This is a genomic window from Christensenella hongkongensis (assembly GCF_000981035.1).
Classification (GTDB): domain Bacteria; phylum Bacillota; class Clostridia; order Christensenellales; family Christensenellaceae; genus Christensenella; species Christensenella hongkongensis.
In genome coordinates, this window is the sequence record NZ_LAYJ01000112.1 from 118315 (window position 1) to 136338 (window position 18024).

Sequence of the window (18024 nt, forward strand, 5' to 3'; positions counted from 1 at the left end):
CTTGCACAAAAAGAAGCGAGCCGCTAAAATAGAAGTAAGAGAAGTCCCTGGCCGCATGGGGATTTGGTTAGGAGTAAACGCTTATGTTATTGAATTTTTTGGGGGCCGCACACGAGGTGACGGGCAGCTGTTATCTTTTGGAGATTGGGGGAAAGAAGCTGCTCGTGGACTGCGGAATGAGACAGGGGCCGGACGAGTACAAATCGCAGGCGTTTTCATTTGACGCACAATCTATTGATTGTGTTCTTCTGACACACGCGCATATCGATCATTCCGGGCTGTTGCCGCTGCTTTACAAAGAAGGTTACCGTGGAAAGATTTATGCAACGGGCGCAACATGCGACCTGGCGGATATTATGCTCCGGGACAGTGCGCATATCCAGATGTTTGAAGCGGAATGGCGCAACCGGAAAGGAAAACGCGCAGGGCGTGAAGAATATATTCCGTTGTATGAAATGGAGGACGCTCAGGGGGCGATCAGCTGCCTTGTTCCATGCAAATACGGCGAACCTGTTTTCATATGCGAGGGGGTGTCGGCGCGCTTTACGGATGCGGGGCATCTTTTGGGCTCATCCAGCATCACACTTACCCTGGACGAAGACGGGATCAGCAAGCGCATTGTTTTTTCCGGAGATATTGGGAATGAGAACCAGCCCCTGCTTCGTGATCCGGAATATTTGCATCAGGCGGATTACGTTGTTATGGAGTCCACCTATGGCGACCGCAGCCATGGGCCGCGCCCTGATTATATTGGGGAGCTTGCGCGTATCATACAAAAAACGTTTGACCGCGGCGGGAATGTGGTGATTCCATCCTTTGCGGTAGGCCGTACGCAAGAGCTTTTGTATTTTATCCGTCAAATCAAAACGGACGGGCTTGTGAAGGGCCACGGGAATTTTCCAGTATATGTCGATAGTCCTCTTGCAATCGAGGCCACGACGATATTTGGGCAAAACAGCATGGAATACTATGACGATGAAGCGATTGCGCTGATCGGGCGGGGGATCAATCCGATCTCCTTTGACGGACTGAAAACGACGGTCACAAGCGAGGAATCAAAGCTTGTAAACGCAGATAAAACGTGCAAGGTGATCATTTCGGCAAGCGGCATGTGTGAGGCGGGCAGGATTAAGCATCACCTGAAGCACAACCTGTGGCGGCGCGAATGTACGGTATTGTTTGTTGGATACCAGGCGGAGGGAACGCTTGGAAGATCAATCCTCGAGGGTGCTGAGCACGTGAAGCTGTTTGGCGAGGAGGTCGCTGTTGCAGCGGAAATCCGTACGCTTGAGGGCATCAGCAGCCATGCGGACAATGCGGGCCTTCTGCGATGGGCTTCCAGCTTCGAGCGGAAGCCGGAACATCTGTTTGTCACGCATGGACAGGGACGCGTATGCGATTTCTTCGCAAACGAGCTTCGCGAAAAGCTTGAGGTCGAAGCGACCGCGCCCTATGAGATGGAGCAATACGACCTTGCGGCGACCGCGCTCGTCAAAGAAGGGATCAAAGAAAAAGCGAAAGTCAAAGAACCTTCCAAGGCCAGGACGGTATACGACAGGCTTGTTGCTGCAGGAAGGCGGCTTATACAGGTGATCGAACGCAATCGCGGAGGCGTGAATAAGAGTCTTGCAAAATTTGCGGACCAGATCAACAGCCTTGCGGATAAATGGGACAGGTGATACTGATGGACAGGGAGGAATACAATGAAACTTTTGATCGCTTCAGACATACATGGCTCGGCGCTATATTGCGATAAGCTGCTTCGGGCGTACGAAAGGGAAAAAGCAGACAGGCTCCTTTTATTGGGAGATGTTTTATACCACGGCCCGCGAAACGATCTTCCTGCGGAATATAATCCCAAGAAGGTAATCGCAATGCTCAATCCCATTGCAAATGAGATTTTATGTGTGCGTGGGAATTGCGACAGCGAGGTAGACCAGATGGTGCTTGATTTTCCGGTGATGGCGGAATACTGTATCCTGTACCTTGGCAATCACATGGTTTTTGCAACCCACGGACACGTTTTTAACGAACAGAATCTTCCGCCATTGAAAAGCGGGGATATTTTGCTGAATGGGCACACGCATATCCCGGCATGCAGGGCACACGGCGGTTACCTTTATCTGAACCCTGGTTCGGTTTCCATTCCAAAGGAAGACAGCGTCCACAGCTATATGACGCTGGAGGATGGCGTGTTTTTGTGGAAAGATATTGACAGCGGGGAACCTTACAGGGAATATACTCCATAAGGCGGAATCGGAAAAATGTGGCCTCGCTCCGGATACTTATGATTGCATCGCTTCATTTCAGGCCGCATTGGCTCATTGCCTTCGAGTCCGCGAGCAATAGCACATAATTTAAATGCAACAAAAAAAGCATAGGCCAAAAGCCTATGTTTTTTATTGGAATCGGTTATTTTAAATAAGCTTCGATTGGCGAGAGATCAAGGCTGCCATACCCCTTGAGGAAGGAATACAGCGTCTGTGTGATCTTTTTTGCACCGCCTTTTTCGTCACTTTCCACATTGACGGGGATAAGCGGATCGTGCAGGGAAAGCCGCACAAGGAACCAGCCGTTCCCGTGCTCCTTATCAAAGGAAACGCGGATGCCCTCATGGTTATCCGGCGCGACGTGGAAATCGTCCTGCTTTTGTGCGTATGCGGTCAGGTCTGCGATCATGCTTTCACCATATGCCTTAAAATCGTCCTCGCCGATTCCAAGACGGAATTCCTCGCTCTCAACGGGTTCTTTGAGGTCGGAGATCAGGTCGGAAATCGTGTGCCCCTGTTTTTTGAGCTTTGCCATTTCAATCAGCAGGCGCGTCACGAGGTAAGCGCCGTCGTCCAGGAAATAATTCTCCTTGAGAGCGGCGTGACCAGAGGTTTCAATCGCAAGCTGCGAATCCGTCCCGCCTTCATTGAGGCGGATCGACTCGTTGATTACGTTTTTATATCCGCGTTTAAAGCGGTGATGCGTACCGCCGTGCGCCTTGATAAAATCTGCGAGGCCGCTTGACGTAATGGAGTCCGTGACGATTGTTGTGCCGGGGAATTCCTTCAGTAAAATTGCGGAGATCGCAGCGATCAGACGGTTTTTATTGAGCACGCTGCCGCCCTTATCCACTGCGCCCGCACGGTCTACGTCCGTGTCAAAAATGATGCCAAAATCTGCGTTGGTATCAATGACGGCGTCAACGATACTCTGCATGGCCTCTTTGTTTTCGGGATTGGGGATGTGGTTGGGGAAGGTGCCGTCCGGCTCGAGGAACTGGCTGCCCTGCGTATCTGCGCCAAGGGGTGCAAGAACCTTATCCACATAAAAACCACCTGCGCCGTTGCCTGCGTCCACAATAATTTTGAAGCCGCTGAACGGCTTTTCTTCGCCGGTCGCTTTGCGGATTTTGTCGGTGAGGATGCCTGCGTAAACGCTCATGAAATCTGCGCTTGTTACACTGCCCTTTTTTCCGGAGGCCGCGGGAAGAGCCGCCACAATTTTGATGAGCTCCGCGATGTCAGCTTTTTCGAGGCCGCCCTTGTTGGTAAAAAATTTCAGTCCGTTACGGTTCATCGGTAAATGGCTTGCCGTTACCATGACCGCCCCGTCGCAAAGAAATCCGTCGGTTACGGTTGTCATGAACATTGCGGGCGTTGAGGCCATGCCGCAATCGAGCGCATCTGCGCCCATGCTGGTAAAGCCCTCCATGCACGCATCCTTAAGAGCCGGCCCGGTGACGCGCGAATCCATGCCGATCGCAATTTTGGGGTTTGGTTTCCCAAGCCACAATACAAAAGCCTTTGCAAGGTCAAGCGCCGCCTGAGGCGTCAGGTTTGCATCGTCGCCAAGAGCAATGCCGCGTATATCGCTGCCATTTTGCAGTTTGCTGTAATCCATATCAAATACCACGCTTTCTAATTAGAATTTGAAAAATATTTCTTGTGTTTATTGTAACTGGAATTTTGTCCGGGTTCAAGTACGCAAACGCAAACATTATAAATGATATGTGCCTTCGCGGATGAGTTGTGAAAATTTTACGGCGATTCATCAAAAAGCATGTGCAATAGCGGGGCAAGCGTACAACAGGCGGGAGAAAAGAAACATAAAGGTTACAGCAGGAACCGCATGGCAATCATGAAATATGACGTTTTCGTAATAAAAGAGTTGAAAAATCAGGAGGGTTGTATTATCATATATGGTATATAGGCAGAATTTTGCTTATCCAGAAATTTAGAAGAGAGGCTTCGATGAATGGGCTTATTCGGAAATTTTAACGATATAGGAATAGACCTCGGTACTGCAACCGTGCTGGTATACGTCAGGGGCAAGGGAATTGTGCTGAGGGAACCTTCGGTTGTGGCCGTGGATAGATTATCCGGCAGGATGCTTGCGATTGGTGAAGAAGCGCGCATCATGCTTGGGCGTACGCCGGGGAATATTGTGGCGGTACGTCCTCTTCGTGAAGGCGTTATTTCGAACTTTCACGATACGGAAAGGATGCTGCGTTATTTCCTGCGCAAAGTAATCGGAAGAAGATTGTTCTTTAAACCGCGCGTGGTGGTCTGCGTACCCTCGGGCGTTACGGAAGTGGAAAAGCGTTCCGTAATCGAGGCGACGGAGGAAGCGGGCGCGCGCCACACCTGCCTGATCGAGGAACCGATCGCCGCTGCAATCGGCGCGGGAATCGACATTGGCGAGCCGCAGGGAAATATGGTTCTTGATATCGGCGGCGGTACGGCGGACATGGCTGTTATCTCCCTTGGCGGGGCGGTAATCAGCGATTCCATCAAAATCGCGGGCGATACGTTTGACGAGTATATTTCCAGGTATATCAAGAAAAAATACAATATGCTGATTGGTGAACGTACGGCTGAGGAAATCAAAATCAACATCGGCAGCGCGTTCCCGCGTAAAGAGGAAGCATATATGGAGGTCACGGGCCGCAACCTGATTTCAGGGCTGCCCAAAACGATTACCATCAGTTCGAACGAGACGATTGAGGCGATGCAGGAGCCGCTTAACCGTATCATGGAGACCATGCACAGCGTACTTGAGCGTACGCCGCCGGAGCTCACAGCGGACATCGCGGAGAACGGGATTTGCATGACGGGCGGAGGATCGCTTCTGTACGGCCTTGACAGGCTTCTTACGGAGCGGACCAAGATTCCGTGCTATGTAGCGGAGGACGCGGTGTCGTGCGTTGCAATCGGTACGGGCAAGGCGCTTGAAAGCATCGACGTATATAGCGCCGGAGCGGTTTACGATTATCGCCGCGGTGACTATTATAATCAGGGATACTGATAAGAATGAAAAAGCAGAGTTGTTCCCTCATTGAAAGGGGCAGCTCTGTTATTATGTAAAAATAGATTATTTCCATGTGTGAAGAATGGCTGTGTAAAGCAATTTTTGGATTTTTATTTTTCATGCAGGGGCAAAATTTGAGAGTATGACAGCAGTACTGTCTGTGAACCGGAGGATAGTGGTTTGAATCATCATAAGGCAATCAAGGGCCTGACGGTCCTTTTGATCGTTTTGATTGTTGCGGCGGGGGTAGTCCTCTATACGCTCTATGGAACCTACAAAGCGATCAAAGACAATCCAATGGCGGCGTTCGCTACGCCGCAGGCTTCGGCGGTTGCGTCGGACGACCTGAAATTTGACAACAACGCGAATGTTGAAACAGTAACGATTGACGGAAAGACTTACCAGAAGAAGCAAAATGTCGTTACGGTGCTGATGCTCGGCATCGATTCGGACGGCAGCGCAGCCAAAAACGCGCAGGGCGAGCGCAGCGACATGATGATGCTGTGTACAGTCGATATGGATGCAAATACGATTGAGCTTACATCCCTTCCGCGCGATACGCGTACAACTGTGCATGATGTGGATACAAAGACGGGTAAAATCAAAGATAAAACCTGGGTAACAAAGCTCAACCATGCCTATAACCGTGGCGGCGGCCAGGATAAATACGGTGCGGAAAACGCAATGCGCGCCACAGAGGATCTCATTGAGTGCGATGGACAGCTTTCTATTCCGGTATCCTATTTTGTTTCGATTGACCTCGAGCACCTTTCAGACCTTGCGGATGCGCTTGGCGGTGTAGAGGTAACGCTTGACCAGGACTATCCGGATATTGGCAGCAAGGGTGATACCATTACTCTCGAAGGCAACAACGTGCGGCTTTACCTGCAAAACAGGAAGCAGATGGACGACGGGGAGATGTCCCGCCAGAAGCATGAGCAGGATTTCATGATGGCGATTGCGAAAAAAATCAAAAAGCTGGGCGCAGTAGAATCGGCTTCAAGGCTGTTTACACAGTTGCAGGATGTTGTGAAGATGGATTTGAACCTCGACCAGATCGTCGGCATGGCGGGCGTGCTGGATAAGGTTTCCCTTGACGAGATCAAGCGGAACAGCTTTACGGAAAACTACAAGATGATGAACGACGAGCTCATGGGACAGGATCTGGACTTCTTTGTGATGGACGAGGATGAGCTGATGGATATGATGCTCGAAATGTATTATACGCCTGTGGATGGCGGCTCTGCGCGTGCTGCGGGGCAGGACGACGCGGACGCAAGTGCGTCAGCGAAAGCGTCTGCTGCGTCAAAGGGCTCAAAATTGAATTCATCTGATGACTGAATGATCGTTTAAAATCGGAGCAAAGGCGGTGGAATAGCAGTCCACCGCCTTTTTGCATTATTAATTTTTTGTAAATAATAGGAAATTGAAGGGAAAAAATAAAATTTTTAAGGTACTATTAAGTTTAGGATTAAAACAGATATGCTATATATAAGCATATTCAATAAATGAAGCCGGGAGGACGAACGGTTGAATCATCAAAAAGCAATCAAGGGCCTGCTGATCGCGCTGATTGCGCTGGGAGTAATAGCGGGTGTGGTGGCCTATTCATTGTTTGGGACTTATTTTGCCCTGAAAGCGAATCCTATGAGCGCGTTTACAAATACGAGCCAGGGAGCGCTCGCGTCAGACGACGTAAACTATGATGCAAACGCACATGTGGAAACGGTACAAATCGACGGGCAGACATATCAAAAGAAAAATGGTGTGATCAGCATCCTGATGCTCGGCATTGACTGGGACGGCACGGAGCAAAAGGATGCGACCGGCGCGCGCAGCGATATGCTGATGCTGTGCACGATCGATACCGAGACGAATGATATTTCCTTCCTGTCCATTCCGCGCGACACGCGGACTGTGGTTCACAAGGTGGATCAAAAAACAGGTAAGGTGGAAGAAAAAGAATATATGACCAAGATCAATCACGCATACATCCTTGGCGGGGGAAACGATCCGAACCTGTACGGACCGCAAAACGCGATGCGGGCTACAGAAGACCTCATAGAATGCGACGGGCAGCTTTCCATTCCTGTGCAACAGTATATTTCGATTGACCTGGAGCACTTATCCGATCTTGCGGACGCATTTGGAGGCGTTGAGGTAACGCTCGACCAGGACGTGCCTTACGTGGGAAGCGAGGGGGAAACGGTGACGTTGCAAGGGGACACCGTGCGCCTTTACCTGCAAAACAGGAAAGACCAGGACGACGGCGAGATGTCCCGCCAGCGCCACGAGCAGGATTTTATGAAGGCGCTTGCAAAGAAAATCAAACAGATGGGCGCAGTGCAGTCCGCCTCCAAGCTTTTTACGCAGCTTAATAACAAGGTGATCCAGACAAACCTGAATCTGGACCAGATCGTTGCAATGGCGGGCGTGCTCGATAAGGTTTCATCGATAGACGATATCACGATGGATACCTTCACTGAAACGGACGAGAGCTGGCAGAAATTCCCGGATCCGATTGTAACGACGCCCTCCAAGCTCGATTATTTCGTTATGGACGACCAGGAGTTGCTGGATAAAATGCTAACGCTTTACTACTCGCCCCAGGAATAAGGGAATCAAAAAAGCAATGGCCGCGGCCATTGCTTTTTTATCTGTCAGGTCAGGTTGTCAAAATCCTTATCCCACAGGTTATAGGTCTGCGTATTCCTGATTGCGCCGAGCATATTATCCGCAGCCTGTGGGTTGAGCGTTCCCAAATACCGGATAATCTCTTTGGCCTGCTCGCGTTTGGTGGAAAAATCAATCGGACATGGATTTTTGGCGATTGGGATATCAAGGCGGCGGACGGCGGAAATAATATCGGTTTCCCGCAGGAATACAAACGGCCGTATCAGAGTAATATCCCGCCTTGAAAGATAGGACTTGGGAGAAAAGGTGTTCATACGCCCCTCGTACATGAGGCTCATGAGCAGCGTCTGTACCACGTCGTCGCCGTGGTGTGCAAAAGCTGCCTTGTTGCAGCCAAGCTTTTCCGCAGTTTCATAAAGAGCGCCTTTACGCATCTTGGCGCACAGGGCGCATGGATTTTTCTCTTTGCGAATATTGAAAACAATATCTGAAATTTGTGTCTTGATAATTGTGAGCGGCACCCCAAGACCGTCTGTATATTGCTGCATTACGTCTGTTGCATAATTTCCAAAGCCGAGATCCACGGTGACGGCAAGGAGCTCGTAATCTGTTTTGGCATATTTTTGGTATAGTGTAAGGGCATAGAGCAGCAGCATGGAATCCTTGCCGCCGGATAGCCCCACTGCGATTTTATCACCCGGGGAAATCATGGAAAACCGCTCGTCCGCACGGCGGACACCGCCTAAAATTTTTCTCATACGCTTAATTTTAAATCCTTAACACTTTCTAAAATAATCGCTATTTTATTGAAATTATATCACAGATACAGTATCATTGTATTGTTTGATTTTAAAAAAGGGGTAATGATATCTATGGTAAGTGCGGCAAGCCTTTGGACGGTGTTTGGGACATCCATCCTGCCAATTATAGAATTGAAGGGAGCGATCCCGCTGGGCCTTGGGCTGGGGGTACCGTTCTGGACGACTTATTTTCTCGCTTTGCTGGGCTCATGCCTCCCTGCGCCGTTTATTGTTATTTTCATCGAACGGATTATACGCTGGATGCAGGGCAGCAAAGTAAAGCTTTTCAACAAATTTGCAAACTGGCTGATGGGAAAGGTGGAAAAGCACAAGGGAGGTATTGAAAAATACGGATATCTCGGCGTGTTTATCTTTGTGGCGATTCCATTGCCTGGAACCGGCGTGTGGACAGGCTCGCTGATTGCAAGCGTGCTGGGCCTGAAGCCCGCAAAGGCAATCCCGCTGGTAATCCTTGGGAACGTGGTTGCAGGGTTTATTATGCTTATGCTATCGAGCATCTTTTTCCCGGGCATGGCGCCATGGTCAGCCTGACGGTAAATCAGTATGCAGGCAGCCTTTAAAAGCTGCCTGTTTTTTTATGAGACATTTTCCCTTCCTGCAAGCAACCTGCAATAATCACAATATTGCAAAACAAAAGAGAAAAGTGCCTTGTGCTTTTTAAGTTCACGCTGTATAATACAAACTGTTCATTAATATTTGCTTTTTATAGGTGGCCGGCATTGCCGGTCTGGGAAACAGGTGCAAGTCCTGTACGGTACCGCCGCTGTAATTACGGAGTATCGGTCCAATAAAGCCACTGGAGTTTTCCGGGAAGGCGGGCCGGATGCGTCGATGTAAAAGTCAGAAGACAGGCCTATGAAACGACATAATACTGGATCTGCGAGTTACGGATACGTATTTTTATTTTGCATTTAAAAAAACGGGCAAATGCAGGCGTAAAAACCTGTGTTTGCCCGTTTCCCTCCCCAAGGGTTTTACAAAAATACGTTTTCACTTCCAGGCAAAACGAAGGAGAGAAAAATGAAAAGTATGAAAAGAATTGTTTGTGTGGCAATCATTGCCATAATGGTAGCAGGACTGATGGCGTGCAGCGCTCCGGCGCAGGAATCGCAGGCGCCGTCCGCATCCGAAGCTGCGTCTGAAACGCCGGTGGCAAGCGCGAGCGGGCAGGCGTCTGCGGCAGCGTCCGGGGATTCTGTTTTCCCGTTTGAGCTGACAACATATGAAGACGCAGTGGTGACGTTTGACCATGTGCCAGAGCGCGTAATTGCCGCAAACCCGAATGCGGGTGAAGAGCTGATGGCGCTTGGCCTTGGCGACAAGATCATCGCGACGAGCTACAACAACGCGCAGGTCGCTGAAGAATACCGCGCGGAATATGAATCCAAACCAAGCCTTACGGAGGAAGGACAGCCGTCCCTTGAAGTGGTGCTTGACCTCAACCCGGATTTTATTTATGGCAGGAGCTCGGCGTTCGGCAAAAAGGGAATTGCATCCCATGATACGCTGACACAAAACGGAATCATGTCCCTTTCGTCCATCGAAGGCTATAAAAAAGGCGCCGATGTGGAAGACGTTTACCAGGATTTCTACAACCTCGGCAAGATTTTCCAGGTGGAGGATAAGGCAAACGAGGTTGTCGACGGCATGAAGCAACGTATTGCCGCAGTAGAAGAAAAGGTAGCCGGAGTGGAGCCGGTTAAGGTATTCAACTTCGATATGGAAATGGATGGCGGCGCATACACGCCGGGTAATAACTTTACCTCCAAACTGATCCGCCATGCGGGCGGCGTCAACGTTTTTGAGGATTTGGAAGAAACATGGAACACGGTTAGCTGGGAAGCGGTCGTGGAAGCGGATCCTGATATTATTGTGATCAACGACTACAGCGGAACGCCGCTGGATGAAAAAATCGAGCAGCTCAAAACCAATCCGGCCCTCTCAGGGCTGAAAGCAGTGCAGGAAGAAAACTTCCTTGTCATCACTCTGCCGGAAGTGTTTGCAAGCTCGAGAATTGCAGATACCATCGAAAAGTTTGCAAAAGGCTTCCATCCTGATTTATTCACGGAAGCTGAATAAAAGAATTTATGACAGTAATCAAGGACAATGTGGCAGCTTGGACGGCCGTATTGTCCTTGAATTTGTTCCGGTTTTTCCGTTAGCTTGTGCATTGGAATTTACCGTCTGACACGGGGAGAAAAAATGAAACATGTAAGAAGAATTGTATGTGTGGCAATCATTGCCATAATGATGGCAGGACTGATGGCATGCAGCGCGCCGGTGCAGGAATCGCAGGCGCCGGCTGCAGGTGCGTCTGAAACGGTTTCGCAAGAGCCTTCCGCCAGCGCAACGGGCTCTGATGCAGCGTCTGCAAAAAGCAGCGGCGCAGGATTCCCGTTTGAGCTTACGACATTTGACGGCGCGGTAGTAACGTTCGATTATGTTCCGGAGCGTGTGTTGGCTGCAAATCCGGATGCGGGTGAAGAACTGATGGCGCTTGGCCTGGGCGATAAGATCATAGCGACGAGCTATAATTATGCGCAGGTTGCCGAGGAATATCGTGCGGAATATGAAGCCAAACAAAGCCTTACGGATAGCGGGTATCCGGCACTTGAGGCTGTTCTCGGACTCGATCCGGATTTTGTATATGGGCGCAGCGCGGCTTTTGACCAGAAAGGGATCGCGTCTCACGATACCCTGACAGAAAATGGAATTATGTCCTTATCCTCGATCGAGAGCTACAAGATGGGAGCCGATGTGGAGGATGTTTACCAGGATTTCTATAACCTTGGCAGGATTTTCCAGGTGGAGGACAAAGCAAACGAGATCGTCGACGATATGAAATCACGAATTGCGGCTGTGGAAGAAAAAGTAGCGGACGCGCAGCCGGTTAAGGTGTTTAATTTTGATTCTGAAGAAGAGGGCGGCGCATACACGGCGGGAAACAACTTCACCTCCAGCCTGATTCGGCACGCCGGCGGAGTTAACGTATTTGGAGACCTTGAAGAAACATGGGGCACGGTCAGTTGGGAAGCGGTTGTGGAGGCCAATCCTGATATCATTGTGATCAACGACTACAGCGGCACTACGCTGGATGAAAAAATACGGCAGTTAAAGGAAAATCCAGCGCTGTCGGGCCTTAAGGCAGTGCAGGAAGAAAACTTCCTTGTCATTACCCTGCCGGAGGTATTTGCAAGCTCGCGCGCAGCGGATACGATTGAAAAATTTGCACAGGCTTTCCATCCGGAATTATTTGTGGAATAACGATGAAAAAATTATCCGTTTACATCAAAAATAATACCCTTGCTTGCTGTATCGCGCTTGGCATAATACTCGTGCTGTCCGTGATACTGTGTATTGGGATCGGTCCGGTTTCGATTTCTTTTGATACCGTCTGGAACGTGATGTTTGGCAAGCTGTTTGGGATGGATATTTCTTCTGTCGCTGAAAATACCCAGAATATTGTATGGCATTTACGTACTCCGCGCGTGTTGCTCGGCCTGATGGTTGGAGCAGGGCTTTCTCTGGCGGGCGTCGCAATGCAGGCGTTGACCAAAAATCCGCTTGCCGATCCATATGTGCTTGGAATTTCTTCCGGCGCATATTTTGGCGCGGTGATCGCAATCATACTCGGCGGCTTTGCAATTTTTGGACTGTTTAAGGTGCAGGTAGGGGCATTTTTGGGGGCGATTATCGCAATTTCAGTCGTATATGCCTTTTCAAAAAGCGGACGCTCGGTTACTCCCATCACACTGATTTTGGTGGGAATGGCGGTGGCTGCTATGTTCAGCGCGTTTGCGAATTTCATTGTGTACAATGCGCCTGACGATACCAAAATAAGGGAAACCAGTTTTTGGCTCCTTGGCGGAATTGCCGGAGTACAGTGGACAGAGCTGATACCCATTGCGATTGTGACTGGGCCGGGTATTATTGCGATGTTTTGTCTTTCGTCTCCACTCAATGCAATGATGATGGGCGACAGTACCGCGGTAACCCTTGGCGTGAACCTGAATACGGTGCGCAATGTGCTGATCGTTATCACGGCGATCCTCACAGGCGTTACGGTAGCTGTGGCGGGCTGCATCGGTTTTGTGGGACTTGTGGTACCGCATATTGTACGGTCTATCGTCGGCGCGGATCACAAAAAGGTGATACCGCTGTCTGTTCTTCTTGGCGCAATCTTCCTGATTTGGGTTGATGTTGGCGCACGCATGTTTGACGCGCCCAAGGAGATACCGATTGGAATCCTGACCTCTATGATTGGCGCGCCGCTCTTCCTGTGGATGATCAAGGCACGCAGATATTCGTTTGGTGAAAAGGCATGAGCAGTAAACCAATATTAGACGTAAAGCGGATCCGTTATGCGGTTCGCGAATTTGAAATATTGAAGCAGGTATCGATCACCGTGGAGCCTGGGGAGTTTGTGGGCATCATCGGCCCGAACGGTAGTGGAAAATCCACACTCCTGAAGAACATTTATAAGGTTTTGACGCCAACAGGCGGGGATATTTTTGTAAAGGGGCATAACCTCGCGCACATGACAAACAGGCAGATGGCGCGGGAGATTGCCGTGGTTGCGCAGGAAAACAATACCAGCTTTGATTTTTCGGTGGAAGAGGTGGTTTCCATGGGCCGTTACCCGCACAAAAAGATGATGGAGCCTTTGGGGAATGACGACAGGGAAGCCGTTTGCGCAATGATAGAGCAGGTGGGCATGAAAGCGTTTCTCAAAAGCAGCTTTTTGAATCTCTCCGGAGGGGAGAAGCAACGGGTACTGATTGCGCGTGCGCTCGTGCAGGATACGGACCTCGTAGTGCTTGACGAGCCGACAAACCATCTGGATATGGGCAGCCAGATAAAAACGCTTAACATGATGAAAGATTCAGGGAAAACAATTCTGGCCGCTCTTCACGACCTCAGCGTCGCGTCGAAGTACTGTGACCGAATTTATGTGATGCTCGCGGGGGAAATACTGTGCGAAGGAAAACCCGGCGATGTTATTTGCGAAAAACTCATCAATCAACTCTATGGAGTAAGCGCAGAGGTGTTCGGTCATAATGGCAGGATGTTTATTGACTATCAGTAAACGCGTTCAAATAAGCGGCCTGAAAAAAGATGAAAATCCGCGCAGATACGGCAATGTATCTGTTTTTTTGATTGAAAAGAAGCCAAAGCTTTGATATAATAAATTATTAGTGAAATAATACATTTTTATGTATCAATGATAATGGAGGAAAAACTATGAGAAGATTATTTACTTCGGAATCAGTGACTGAGGGACATCCTGATAAAGTATGTGACCAGATTTCAGATTCCGTGCTTGACGCGATCCTCGAACAGGACCCGAATGCGCGTGTTGCGTGCGAAACGGCTGTTAATACAGGCCTTGTACTCGTTATGGGAGAAATCACAACGAATGCTTATGTAGATATTGCTAAAATTGCGCGTGAGACAGTGAAGCAGATTGGTTTTGATAAAGCGGATTATGGCTTCGACGGCGAAACCTGCGGCGTAATCACCAGCATTGACGAGCAGTCGCCTGATATTGCAATGGGCGTGGACAAAGCGCTCGAGGTAAGGGAAGACAACGACGACGACGCGGAAAACGGCGCGGGCGACCAGGGTATGATGTTTGGTTATGCCTGCAACGAAACGCCTGAATATATGCCGATGCCGATCTATCTGGCGCACAGGCTTTCAAGGCGGCTTGCAGAGGTAAGGAAAAACGGTACGCTGGAGTATCTTCGCCCGGACGGAAAATCGCAGGTTACCATCGAATATGATGAAAACTGGAAGCCGATGCGTGTGGACGCAGTGGTTATTTCCACCCAGCACGATCCGGAAGCTACGCAGGCGCAGATCCGCAGAGACATGATCGAGCAGGTGATCAATCCGATGATTCCGGCCGACATGATGGATGACGATACAAAAATCTATGTGAACCCGACGGGACGCTTTGTAATCGGCGGACCAAAGGGCGACAGCGGACTTACGGGCCGCAAAATCATTGTAGATACTTATGGTGGAATGGGCCGTCACGGCGGCGGGGCGTTCTCAGGCAAGGATCCGTCGAAGGTAGACAGAAGCGCGGCTTATGCGGCGCGTTACGTTGCCAAGAATGTTGTTGCCGCGGGGCTTGCCGACCGCTGCGAAATCCAGCTTGCATATGCGATTGGCGTTGCGCGTCCGGTGTCTGTTTTTGTTGAAACGTTTGGCACAGGCAAAAAGCACAGCACGGAAATTGCGGACATTATCACAAAGCTGTTTGACCTTCGCCCGACGGCAATCATTGAAAGATTACAGCTGAGAAAGCCGATTTACAGGCAGACCGCGGCCTATGGTCATTTTGGAAGAGAAGACCTGGACCTGCCGTGGGAGAAGCTTGATATGGTGGAGGCCATCAAGAAAGAAATTTGAGCGAAGAACTGGTTGGAACGGTTTTAAGCATTATCTATGAAAGCGCGGATGGTTATACCGTGGCAGAAATCGAGGCAGATGAGCCCGCCATCGTGGTGGGCAATATGCCCGATTTGAAACCCGGTGAGCGTACGCGCTTTTTTGGTGCTTATAAAACCCACGCGAAATACGGCACGCAGTTTGCAGTGCAGTCATATGAGAGCACGTTACCGCGCGATTTGAACGACGTGGTATTGTTCCTGTCCGGCGGATTTATCAAAGGCCTTGGCGAGGTGCTGGCACAGCGCATTGTAGAAACGTTCGGCGAGGATACGTTTGACGTGATAGAGAACGATCACAGGGAGCTTGTGCGCGTTAAGGGAGTATCCCGCCGCCTTGCGGACAGCGTGCATGCCGCAATGAAAGAGTACGCCCAAAAGAAGTATATTTTTACAGACCTTATGGGAATGGGGCTTACCTCGCGACAGGCAACTGCCGCAACGTCTGCGCTTGGCGAGGACGCGGCGAGGCTGGTGCGCGAAAATCCATATATCCTGATTAAGCATGTGCGCGGGATCGATTTTCTGACGGCGGATAAAATCGCTCTGAAGATCGGCATTGAGGAGGGATCTCCCTTTCGCGTCAAAAACGCGATTTTGAATGTGCTGAGTAAGGTGCTTGCCCAGGGCAGCACATACGTGTACCGCAAGCAGCTCATCCCGCACGTTGCAAAGAACCTGAACGTGCCGGAAGCAAGCGTCAATAAGGCGCTGCTGGCGCTTGTCCTTTCCAAGGATATTATTCTGAAAAAATATTATCCGGATCAGCAGGTGGTGTTCCTGAAATCCGCATACCGGGCGGAATCCAGATGTGCGGCAAAGCTGTGCACGCTTGCAAAAACATGTGCGCCGTTTGAAATCAAAAACCTGAGAAGCCTGCTTAAAAAGCAGGTGAAGGCATATTCGCTGACGCAGGAGCAGGAGGAGGCGGTCCGCCAGGCGGCGGAAAACCGCATCTGCATTATCACCGGCGGGCCGGGTACGGGGAAAACGACAATTCTGAAAGCAGTGCTGAGTATCCTTGGCGGGGCGGGGATCACCTGCAGCCTGACTGCGCCCACAGGCCGCGCGGCAAAAAGGATGCAGGAGGCGACCGGGACAGCCGCGGGTACGCTGCACCGCTTACTTGAATATTGCTACGATGAGGACGCCTTCAACTGTTATTTCCGCAGGAACGAGGAAAATCCTCTGGAGGCGGACGCGGTTATTGTGGATGAGGTCTCCATGCTGGACGTGTTTTTGTTCCACAATCTGCTAAGAGCGCTCAAGGAAGGAGCGCGCCTGATTTTAGTGGGAGACGCAGACCAGCTGCCATCGGTCGGGCCGGGTAATGTCATGCGCGACATCATTGAATCCGGCGTGGTACCGTGCGTGAAGCTGACGCACCGGTTTCGTAACGCGGGCGCGATTGCGGACGCGGCTTATGAGATTTTGAACGGCAATGTGCCTGAGGCATACGATGATACCTTTGAATTTCGTGAATGCGCGGATATGGACGAGGTGCGGGAGTTGTTGTGCGGACAATATGAGCACTATGCAAAGAAGGGAGCGGATGTACAGCTGATTGCGCCAATCAAGCGTACGGAGCTTGGAACCGTGGCCCTTAACTCAGCCATCCGGGAGCGTGTGAATCCGAAAAAAAGCGCGAAGCAGGAGATCGTCTTTGGCGACAGGGTGTTTCGCGCCGGCGACAGGGTGATGCAGGTCAAAAACAATTATGCGCGCGAATGGCGCGACGATGTCAACTTCGCGACAGGGGAAGGCGTGTTCAATGGCGACATTGGAACCATTACGGAAATTATGGGAGGCAATGTCGACGTTCTGTTTGAGGATATGAAGCGCAGCAGCTACCAGCTGCCGGAGCTTGCAGAGCTTGACGGGGCATACGCTTATACGATCCATAAGTCCCAGGGCAGCGAGTTTGATGTGATCCTGATGCCAATGATGTATGGAGCGCAGCCCTTTTTGACACGGAACCTGCTTTATACCGGAGTGACGCGCGCAAAGAAAAAAGTACTGATTGCAGGCAGTATGCAGACCTTCCGCCATATGATCTCAAACGTATGGCAAGGCCGCCGCAATACGATATTAAAACGTGAGCTTCAATACCTTGACAGGTTGACACAAGATGGGCAAATGGAATAAATTTTTACAGGAGCTGCTGCTTGGCGGCAAAAAATGTGTATATTGCGGCCGGGAAATACCTTATGAAGACCTTTTTTGCGAGGAATGCGCCGGAAAGGAAGAGGCGCTGCGAAACAAAGACGGTTTTGCAGGGGGGATTTTGTACGCGTACCGTTATGAGGACATTGTGCGTACGCTGATCCACCAGTTCAAATACAACGATATGCCGCGTTATTCTATGTTTATTGCGCAGCGTATGGCTGAGTTCCTTGCGGATTACGAGGTAAACGCAGACGGCGTTACCTATGTGCCGATCCATAAAAACAGGCTGAAGATGCGCGGGTACGACCAGACAGAACTGATCGCAAACCATCTGAGCACATTGCTTGGCGTTCCATGTGGGGACTTCCTGTTGCGTGTACGGGATACGAGGCCGCAGTATAAGCTGGGCGCGTGTGAACGGCAAAAAAATATACGCGGCGCGTTTTCTCTGCGTGAGGACGCGAATGTAGAGGGAAGAAACCTTTTGCTCATCGATGATATCTATACTACAGGTGCGACGGTTGGCGAGTGTGTCAGGATACTTGCAGATGCGGGAGCGAATGTAACGGCCTATACATATTCCAGGGAATTTTTAAAGCCGGAAAAGAAAAAGTGACGTTTTTCCAATCAAAAAGGCTGCGGAATTTCCG

General features: G+C 50.2%; 15 protein-coding genes and 1 riboswitch. Of the genes, 13 read left to right on the forward strand and 2 right to left on the reverse strand.

Annotated elements, in window-relative coordinates:
* The first annotated feature begins 83 nt into the window (after window positions 1-83).
* Together CHK_RS10600 and yfcE are read left to right on the forward strand one after the other, a co-directional pair.
* Window positions 84-1679, forward strand: coding sequence for an MBL fold metallo-hydrolase (locus CHK_RS10600; protein ID WP_046444023.1), 1596 nt, complete (start codon window positions 84-86; stop codon window positions 1677-1679).
* Window positions 1680-1703: 24 nt separating this feature from the next.
* Window positions 1704-2249, forward strand: coding sequence for a phosphodiesterase (gene yfcE / locus CHK_RS10605; RefSeq protein WP_046444024.1), 546 nt, complete (start codon window positions 1704-1706; stop codon window positions 2247-2249).
* A 163-nt stretch (window positions 2250-2412) separates the two neighbouring features.
* Here yfcE and CHK_RS10610 read toward each other — a convergent pair whose 3' ends face one another.
* Window positions 2413-3891, reverse strand: coding sequence for a phosphohexomutase domain-containing protein (locus tag CHK_RS10610; protein ID WP_082103519.1), 1479 nt, complete (start codon window positions 3889-3891; stop codon window positions 2413-2415).
* Window positions 3892-4245: 354 nt separating this feature from the next.
* Between CHK_RS10610 and mreB the strand changes: the two genes are divergently transcribed.
* From mreB to CHK_RS10625, 3 genes are all read left to right on the forward strand, one after another.
* Window positions 4246-5295: a rod shape-determining protein gene (gene mreB / locus CHK_RS10615; RefSeq protein ID WP_046444026.1), complete on the forward strand. Its 1050-nt coding sequence runs from the start codon at window positions 4246-4248 to the stop codon at window positions 5293-5295.
* A 183-nt stretch (window positions 5296-5478) separates the two neighbouring features.
* Window positions 5479-6639, forward strand: a complete 1161-nt coding sequence (locus CHK_RS10620; RefSeq protein ID WP_046444027.1) for an LCP family protein — start codon at window positions 5479-5481, stop codon at window positions 6637-6639.
* 189 nt (window positions 6640-6828) lie between these two features.
* Entirely contained in the window at window positions 6829-7914 is a 1086-nt protein-coding gene (locus CHK_RS10625; protein WP_046444028.1) for an LCP family protein, read from the forward strand.
* A gap of 44 nt (window positions 7915-7958) precedes the next feature.
* On the opposite strand, the gene CHK_RS10630 is transcribed toward CHK_RS10625, so the two are convergent.
* A complete protein-coding gene (locus CHK_RS10630; protein WP_046444029.1) occupies window positions 7959-8690 on the reverse strand; it encodes a tRNA 2-thiocytidine biosynthesis TtcA family protein in 732 nt (243 codons plus the stop codon).
* A 114-nt stretch (window positions 8691-8804) separates the two neighbouring features.
* Between CHK_RS10630 and CHK_RS10635 the strand changes: the two genes are divergently transcribed.
* From CHK_RS10635 to CHK_RS10670, 8 genes are all read left to right on the forward strand, one after another.
* Window positions 8805-9284, forward strand: coding sequence for a COG2426 family protein (locus CHK_RS10635; RefSeq protein WP_052740528.1), 480 nt, complete (start codon window positions 8805-8807; stop codon window positions 9282-9284).
* A gap of 159 nt (window positions 9285-9443) precedes the next feature.
* Window positions 9444-9624: riboswitch (cobalamin riboswitch) on the forward strand.
* Window positions 9625-9782: 158 nt separating this feature from the next.
* Window positions 9783-10832: an ABC transporter substrate-binding protein gene (locus tag CHK_RS10640; protein ID WP_131924684.1), complete on the forward strand. Its 1050-nt coding sequence runs from the start codon at window positions 9783-9785 to the stop codon at window positions 10830-10832.
* 123 nt (window positions 10833-10955) lie between these two features.
* Window positions 10956-12017, forward strand: coding sequence for an ABC transporter substrate-binding protein (locus CHK_RS10645; protein WP_046444032.1), 1062 nt, complete (start codon window positions 10956-10958; stop codon window positions 12015-12017).
* Window positions 12018-12019: 2 nt separating this feature from the next.
* Window positions 12020-13078: a FecCD family ABC transporter permease gene (locus CHK_RS10650; RefSeq protein ID WP_046444033.1), complete on the forward strand. Its 1059-nt coding sequence runs from the start codon at window positions 12020-12022 to the stop codon at window positions 13076-13078.
* Complete coding sequence (locus CHK_RS10655; RefSeq protein ID WP_046444034.1) at window positions 13075-13839, forward strand: ABC transporter ATP-binding protein; 765 nt, start codon at window positions 13075-13077, stop codon at window positions 13837-13839. The genes CHK_RS10650 and CHK_RS10655 overlap by 4 nt, the downstream gene beginning before the upstream one ends.
* Window positions 13840-13994: 155 nt before the next feature.
* Complete coding sequence (gene metK / locus CHK_RS10660) at window positions 13995-15170, forward strand: methionine adenosyltransferase (RefSeq protein WP_046444035.1); 1176 nt, start codon at window positions 13995-13997, stop codon at window positions 15168-15170.
* Window positions 15167-17353 carry an SF1B family DNA helicase RecD2 gene (gene recD2, locus CHK_RS10665; RefSeq protein WP_046444036.1) on the forward strand — a complete coding sequence of 729 codons (2187 nt, stop codon included), beginning with the start codon at window positions 15167-15169 and terminating at the stop codon, window positions 17351-17353. The genes metK and recD2 overlap by 4 nt, the downstream gene beginning before the upstream one ends.
* Window positions 17337-17990: a ComF family protein gene (locus CHK_RS10670; RefSeq protein WP_052740529.1), complete on the forward strand. Its 654-nt coding sequence runs from the start codon at window positions 17337-17339 to the stop codon at window positions 17988-17990. Before recD2 ends, CHK_RS10670 begins: the two co-directional genes overlap by 17 nt.
* Window positions 17991-18024: the final 34 nt, after the last annotated feature.

Coding starts and splice junctions, on each gene's coding strand:
- CHK_RS10600 (WP_046444023.1), top strand. CDS start 84: ATGTTATTGAATTTTTTGGGGGCCGCACACGAGGTGACGGGCAGCTGT.
- yfcE (WP_046444024.1), top strand. CDS start 1,704: ATGAAACTTTTGATCGCTTCAGACATACATGGCTCGGCGCTATATTGC.
- CHK_RS10610 (WP_082103519.1), bottom strand. CDS start 3,891: ATGGATTACAGCAAACTGCAAAATGGCAGCGATATACGCGGCATTGCT.
- mreB (WP_046444026.1), top strand. CDS start 4,246: ATGGGCTTATTCGGAAATTTTAACGATATAGGAATAGACCTCGGTACT.
- CHK_RS10630 (WP_046444029.1), bottom strand. CDS start 8,690: ATGAGAAAAATTTTAGGCGGTGTCCGCCGTGCGGACGAGCGGTTTTCC.
- CHK_RS10635 (WP_052740528.1), top strand. CDS start 8,805: ATGGTAAGTGCGGCAAGCCTTTGGACGGTGTTTGGGACATCCATCCTG.
- CHK_RS10640 (WP_131924684.1), top strand. CDS start 9,783: ATGAAAAGAATTGTTTGTGTGGCAATCATTGCCATAATGGTAGCAGGA.
- CHK_RS10645 (WP_046444032.1), top strand. CDS start 10,956: ATGAAACATGTAAGAAGAATTGTATGTGTGGCAATCATTGCCATAATG.
- CHK_RS10650 (WP_046444033.1), top strand. CDS start 12,020: ATGAAAAAATTATCCGTTTACATCAAAAATAATACCCTTGCTTGCTGT.
- CHK_RS10655 (WP_046444034.1), top strand. CDS start 13,075: ATGAGCAGTAAACCAATATTAGACGTAAAGCGGATCCGTTATGCGGTT.
- metK (WP_046444035.1), top strand. CDS start 13,995: ATGAGAAGATTATTTACTTCGGAATCAGTGACTGAGGGACATCCTGAT.
- CHK_RS10670 (WP_052740529.1), top strand. CDS start 17,337: ATGGGCAAATGGAATAAATTTTTACAGGAGCTGCTGCTTGGCGGCAAA.